This is a genomic window from Blautia sp. HCP3S3_D9 (assembly GCF_052063845.1).
Taxonomy (GTDB): domain Bacteria; phylum Bacillota; class Clostridia; order Lachnospirales; family Lachnospiraceae; genus Blautia_A.
In genome coordinates, this window is sequence record NZ_JBQHWS010000154.1 from 1 (window position 1) to 6,909 (window position 6,909).

General features: G+C 37.0%; 6 protein-coding genes. 1 reads left to right on the plus strand and 5 read right to left on the minus strand.

Annotated elements, in window-relative coordinates; all coding sequences use genetic code 11:
• Positions 1-216: 216 nt before the first annotated feature.
• The 5 genes from ACTNES_RS18345 to ACTNES_RS18365 all read right to left on the minus strand — a co-directional run bounded on the left by ACTNES_RS18345 (position 217) and on the right by ACTNES_RS18365 (position 5,313).
• A complete protein-coding gene (locus ACTNES_RS18345) occupies positions 217-414 on the minus strand; it encodes a hypothetical protein (RefSeq protein WP_441040318.1) in 198 nt (65 codons plus the stop codon).
• 161 nt (positions 415-575) lie between these two features.
• Entirely contained in the window at positions 576-2,093 is a 1,518-nt protein-coding gene (gene arfA, locus ACTNES_RS18350; RefSeq protein ID WP_008707095.1) for an arabinosylfuranosidase ArfA, read from the minus strand.
• Positions 2,094-2,121: 28 nt separating this feature from the next.
• Positions 2,122-2,964, minus strand: a complete 843-nt coding sequence (locus ACTNES_RS18355) for a carbohydrate ABC transporter permease (protein ID WP_055060143.1) — start codon at positions 2,962-2,964, stop codon at positions 2,122-2,124.
• 3 nt (positions 2,965-2,967) lie between these two features.
• Positions 2,968-3,876 (minus strand): carbohydrate ABC transporter permease, encoded by a 909-nt coding sequence (locus ACTNES_RS18360; protein ID WP_441040319.1) that lies wholly within the window; start codon positions 3,874-3,876, stop codon positions 2,968-2,970.
• A gap of 117 nt (positions 3,877-3,993) precedes the next feature.
• The gene (locus ACTNES_RS18365) at positions 3,994-5,313 is read right to left on the minus strand and encodes an ABC transporter substrate-binding protein (RefSeq protein ID WP_055057689.1); all 1,320 of its coding nucleotides are present in this window, start codon (positions 5,311-5,313) and stop codon (positions 3,994-3,996) included.
• A 327-nt stretch (positions 5,314-5,640) separates the two neighbouring features.
• Between ACTNES_RS18365 and ACTNES_RS18370 the strand changes: the two genes are divergently transcribed.
• Positions 5,641-6,702: a LacI family DNA-binding transcriptional regulator gene (locus tag ACTNES_RS18370; RefSeq protein WP_441040320.1), complete on the plus strand. Its 1,062-nt coding sequence runs from the start codon at positions 5,641-5,643 to the stop codon at positions 6,700-6,702.
• The last annotated feature ends 207 nt before the right edge of the window (positions 6,703-6,909 follow it).

A 6,909-nucleotide genomic window follows, 5' to 3' on the forward strand; every position in this document is an offset into this window, starting at 1 on the left:
TTGAATGAAAACCGTTTTGTTATTTTTATTTATTATGAGTGCAGATATGCACAGTTTGCGCTTTCATCTCGGTAATTGAATTGCCGAGGATTCCCGCTTATTATCCTAAAAATTATGTTATAAAACTCAATATTTAAAATCAATATTTCATACAGTTTATATATATTCCTATTCTCCTCAGGTTTCATAAGAAAAAATCGGAGCTCCAGTCATCCATTAAATCTTCATCAGCATAGCATGACGATTCAGATAATGCATCTCAGGAGCCCAAATATGTTCACTCATGATTCCTTCTTTATGTTTTTCCCAGACTGTTACTCCTTCATCATCTTTTAATCCTGCCAAAGTCTCACTTTTTCTCAGAACAATGCGATCATATAAAATAATAATTTCCATCTGTATGGCGATATACATATGGATCTACTCTCTGTAAAATTCCTCATATCCCTTAGACTTTTCAATATCCACATATATAAAAAAGTTGACCAAAATTTCAAATAGGTGGCCACCTTCATCCTCAAAATTAATTACCGATAAAAACGACCACCTATCTTTTTTGTCAACTTCCTACCTGATTATTTCTGTTTTTTTAATCTGATAACATTCCATGATGCTTTGTTAAGAACAGATGTCATAATTCCACCATCTACCTTACTTCTTGATACAGTTATCGGAATCACTGCTTCACCGGAAGCACTATTGCATGCCTTCATATCATTATTTTCAAGTACAATATGTTCAATCAGCTGATATCCTTCCATGCTTCGTAAATCTGTAACAAGTTCCATATCTTCATCAATATTTCTGTTTACTGCAAAAACAGTCAGCTCTTCATCAGCCTCATTCCATACCGCAACACTGGAAAGATCTGTTACGTTTTCATGCTCTTTTGTATCATGTACTGGTGTATCAATCACTGGCTGAAGAACCATACCTCGACCATATCTGGATGCGTGCATAAATGGATAGAAAATTGTCTGTCTCCATGCTTTACCACCGTCTTTTTCTGTCATAATCGGAGCAATTACATTTACAAGCTGAGCCAGGCATGCCATCTTTACACGATCTGCATGTTTCATTAAAGTGATCAGCATAAGACCTACAAGAAGTGCATCTTCAAAGCTATACTGATCTTCCAGCAGTGGAGGTGCAATGTGCCATGGATCTTTTTCCATGAATTCATCATCAGCTTCTCTTGTATGGAACCATACATTCCACTCATCAAAACTAAGATTGATATCCTTTTTACCGCGTTTCTTTGCCCTCACAAAGTCACAGGTCGCAATGACAGAACGGATAAATTTGTCCATATCATCTGATAAGGCAAGGAAGTCTGCTGTATCATTATTTAAATTTCCATAATACTGATGCAAAGAGACATAATCCACATAATCATAATTGTAACCCAATGTAGTTGCTTCCCACTCAGGAAACGTAGGCATATCCAAATTAGAACTTCCACAGGAAACAAGCTCAATAGTAGGGTCAATCAGTTTCATAGCTTTTGCAGTTTCCTGGGAAAGCCGACCATATTCATGCATAGTCTTATGTCCAATCTGCCAGTCGCCATCCATTTCATTTCCAAGACACCATACTTTTACATTATGAGGATCTTTTACACCATGTTTAATACGCAGATCACTATATTTGGTTCCTCCCGGATGGTTACAGTATTCCAGAAGATTGCATGCATCTGCCACACCTCTTGTACCAAGGTTTACTGCCATCATCATATCTGCATCAGCTTTTTTGAGCCATTTTGAAAACTCATTCAGACCGATTTTATTCTGTTCCAGACTTCTCCACGCAAGTTCCAGACGAACCGGGCGTTCCTCGACAGGCCCTACGCTGTCTTCCCAGAAAAAGTTTGATACAAAGTTTCCACCTGGATATCTTACGATTGGCACATTTAATTCCTTTACCATGTTTAATACATCTGTGCGAAAACCATCCTCATCTGATAATGGATTTCCCGGCTGATAAATTCCATCATAAACAGCTCTGCCAAGATGCTCAATAAAGGATCCATAAATTCTCTTATCAACTTCTGAAACTTTAAACGCTCTGTCGATTATCATTCTTGCCTGCTTCATTTCGATTTTCCTCCATATTTAAAAATTTTTAACCTTTTACTCCTCCAGCTGTCATACCTTCAATAAAATATCTCTGGAAACAAACGAATAATGCCAAAATCGGAATAATTGCGAAACATGATCCGGCTATCAGGATGTCATAGTTGTTTCCGTATGGCGAAAGAAGGCTCTGCAGACCAACAGGAAGTGTGATTTTATCAATTGAGTTTGTTACAATCATTGGCCAAAGAAAGTTATTCCAACTCTGCATTCCCTGATAAATCCCCATAGCTGCGAAAGAAGGTTTCATCAGAGGAATCATGATTTTAAAGAAAATACCATACTCTGTACATCCATCTACTCTGGCTGCATCCAGAAAATCCTTCGGGATTCCCATCAGATACTGCCTGAAGAAAAATACCAGCATCGGAACAACCAGATACGGCAGGATAATTCCCCACATGTTATTAATCAGATCCATTTTTACAATCAATCTGTAAAGAGGAAGCAAAATTACTTCTGTAGGGATCATCATAACAAGTAAAACACAAAGGAATAAAATATTCTTTCCTTTAAAATTATACATTGCAAATCCATAACCTACACATGCACTCAGGAACAATGCAAGTGCAACCTGCACAACAGTAATGATCAAACTGTTTTTGTACCATACAAAGTATGAATTTGCACCACTGAATAACATTTTATATTCATTCAAATTTGCATTTGCCCAATCAATAGAAAAATTCAATCCATAACGCATCAGATCAGAACCCGGACGCAGCGACGAAACAGCAAGAAGTGCCAGCGGGAGTAATGTGATAATTGCAACGATCACAAAGAAGATAAATAAACACGTAGAATAGATTTTTGATTTTTTTGTTATTGACATTGTTTATTCCCCCTTTTTACTTCCTATAGTTCCATTTATCCAAAGCTGTACAATATTAACTGCCAGAACGATAAGCAGGAATATTACACCGATAGCACTTGCAATGCCAAGCTGACTCTGCTCAAATCCCATTCGATATAACATACCAACCAATGTGGTAGCCACATTATTCGGCGATTTGTTTCCGTTAAACAACATGTAGCTTTCTGAAAACATTGCCATACCACCAAAAATGGAAATTGTAAGTACATAAATTGTTGTAGGTTTTAGTAACGGAATTGTAATGTAACGAAGCTGTTCCATACTGGTTGCACCATCAATAGATGCAGATTCATACAGATCAGCAGGTATCTGCTGCAGTCCGGACAGATAATACATCATGTTTACACCTGTCCATCTCCACAAACACAGGAAAAACAATGTACACCAGACTGTGCCAGGAGTCCTTAACCATACTATAGGATCTATGCCAAAAAGTCCAACTACCTGGTTCATAAAAGATCCTTCCAATTCACCAAACATCAGTCGGAAAACAACACCCGCAACTACTACCGAAGTCAGTGCCGGAACAAACAGAATACTTCTAAATGTTCCTTTGGCTCTCATATGTTTACTGTTCAGCATTGCTGCAAGAACCATCGGAATCGGAATCATTAAAAGACAGGTAACGATTGTATAGAAAATACTGTTCTTCAAACTCTTAATGAAAACTGCATTTTTTAAAATCTTATAGTTTTCCAGTCCAACGAATGTGGTATTTGGACCAGCTACTTTCTGAAAACTCATAATCACCATACTCACGATGGAGTATGCGAAGAATACAACAAATGTAATAATAAATGGCATTACGAATACATAGGGTGCCACTTTCTGTGAATATAATAATTTTTTTGTTTTGCTCTGTTTTTTCAATGCAATCCCTCCCTATGTTGATGTATTCAGACAATTTATTTAAAGAAAAGGAAGGCTACAGGTTCTCCTCCTGCAGCCTTCCTTTTAAGCTCTATGTCTGAAAATCAGAACATATATTTAGTAGATAATAGAATCCTGTTCGCTCTGAAGAAGTTCTTTAGCATCCTGATCTACAGAAATTTCAAATGCATTTGAATAAGTTGTAGAAACAAGTGTACTATATGTTGCTGAATAGCTGCCGCTGATGTTTGGAGCTGTGATGTCTGTTCCATTTTCTTTCAGAATATCAAATGGGTTAGTAGTAAAGTATGCAAGGAACTTATTATCTTTGTTTTCAGTAATAGCCGGGTCATCCCAAAGCTCTGTACGAATCGGGTCAAATCCAAGTTTTTCCCATTCATATGTACAGCCTTCTTTTGATAATTTTGCAAAAGCAAGGAAATCTTTTGCTAACTGTTCGTTCTCTGTTCCCTTGATAACAGATGTTCCTGTACCACCCTGAAGAACTTCACGTGTATCACCCTCGTTCCATACAGGAATTGGATAAATAGCCATTTTACCATCAAGATCTGAACAATAGTCTGTAAATCTTCCCATATACCATAATGGCATGATTACGGATGCAACACCACCTCCATTGAGATGTCCATACCATTCTTCTGTGTGGAATCCACCGCCAGGAGCGATTTCGCAAACACCATCGTTAATCATTGAACGAATATAATCAATTACTTCTGCATGTTCATCTGTAACAAGATTTGGATTTCCATCTTCATCTACATACTGAACACCTTTCTCAAGCAACATACACTGTGGAAGGAAAAGATCTGATGTTTCTACAGCACACATCGGAGTCCCTGTTTTTTCCAGTACGGTTTTGCCAGCTTCTACATAATCATCCCATGTAACGATATCTGCAGGATCCACACCAGCTTCGTTCATGATATCCATATTGTAGTAAGCAACTGTAGCTCCCAGATGGAAGTCTACACCATAATAATTATCCTCATTATCACCATACATACTGATACGAGACATAACAACATCATCTTTATACGGTTCTACTGCATCATTAATCGGAAGTAAGTAACCATCCTTCAGGAATGCACCATAATGTCCGATTTCAATGTCTGCCATGTCTGGAGCCCCCTCACCGGACTGGCATGCAATCAGCAATTTACTATGTAAGGATGAGGACTCACCTGTTGTGACAGTTAAGTTAATTGGTCTGTCTGGATTCTGCTCATTCCATACATCAGCCATTGATGTCCAGAATCCTACGTGAAGTTCCTGAAATGTCCAAAAGCTAAGATCTGTTCCACCATCAACAAATGTGTTAGTTCCCTGTGTTGATCCGTCATCTGCCGCTAAAACAGGTGCAGTTGATCCAAGAATCATTGTTGCTGCCAATGTACATGCAAGAAGTCTTTTTTTCATATAGTTACCCTCCTTAAATTATTAGTTTGTACTTTCACGTTGTTTCTTGCTACGTTCTTAGATTAACGTTAATCTGACAAAAAGTCAATAGTAAATTTCATAATTTATGTCATTTTGTGCAAAATATATGTTTTCATGTATTATTTTTTATGCATTTTTTATATTCGAATCCATTTTCATATTATTGCAATTTGATTTTCTTGTCATTATAGAATATAATTGAATATACTATCAGAACATAGGTGACATTTTGTAAGTCAGATAAATAATCTGTCTATCTTCTGTACCAAATAACGATTCTGCAATATATATCAGAGGAGAATTAATATGAACAGCCCAAATAAAAGAATTACTTTAAAAGATATAGCTGACCAGTGCGGTTATTCAGTCAATACTGTTTCTCGCGCACTCAGAAATGATTCTAAACTTTCCGAAGCAACAATAAGCAGAATACATCAGATAGCGGATGACCTCGGTTATATGAAAAACGTAGTTGCATCTTCTCTGCGTTCCGGTCATACAACTCTGATTGCAATTATTGTTGATGATATCCAAAATCCGCACTATTCCGATATTATTTCACAGATTACTGTTAAATTACGTAAATATGGTTATCATACTCTGATTTTAGGATCCTATATAGAAAAAAACTATGCTGATTATTCCCTGTCTCTTGCACTGTCTTATAATGTCAGTGGGATTGTTTTCTTTCCACGAAAATATAATAAAAATGCCATCAACCTTATCAATCAGAATAATATACCTCTCGTATTGGTTGACCGTGAAATGCCGGAATGTCAGACAAACTTTGTTCGCTGTGATGATTATCAGGGCGGATATATTGCCGGAAAACATTTGCTGGAATTAGGCCACCGTCATTTTCTCTATCTTCCGGGTCCTAAATATAATCTTTCGCAAACTCGTCGATATGCCGGTATCATGGATGCGCTTTCAGAGGCAAATGTACCTGCCTCAAATATTCGAGAAATAGATTATCACACAGTATTTGGATCATCAGCCGAATCAACATCTTCCTATAAATCATATGAAGAGTTATTTTTTCCGGTTAATTACACTGCAGTAATTGGTTTTAATGACCTACAAAGTTATTCTGCTATGGAAATACTACAAAAAAAAGGATATCGTATTCCAGAGGACATATCCCTGATTAGTTTTGACAATCTGCGAAAAACTCACACATATCTACCCCCTTTGACCAGTATTGCTGATAATTCAGAAAAAAGTATTGCTGATACAGCAGTCTCCATACTTCTTGATAAAATCAGGAATCCATCCAGTGAGATTTCTAGTAAAGTTTTACCTGTATCTATTTTCGATGGGCATACTACTGGACCGATAAACGAAACCTTTGCTCATTCCTTTGAGTAATCGATTATTGTAATGTTCCTTTTTAAAAACAGGATGTGAAAATCTTCCACATCCTGTTTTTATTATATCTATAAATATCCTCGGAGATAATAATCCTTGTTAGGGTCGGGCGGAATCGACCACCCAGAGTCGCTTAGAATTAACCATTTTTAGTCGGATAGAAAAAGCCATTGTATTTTCCTTTTCGTGTTCTAAAATGATGTATGC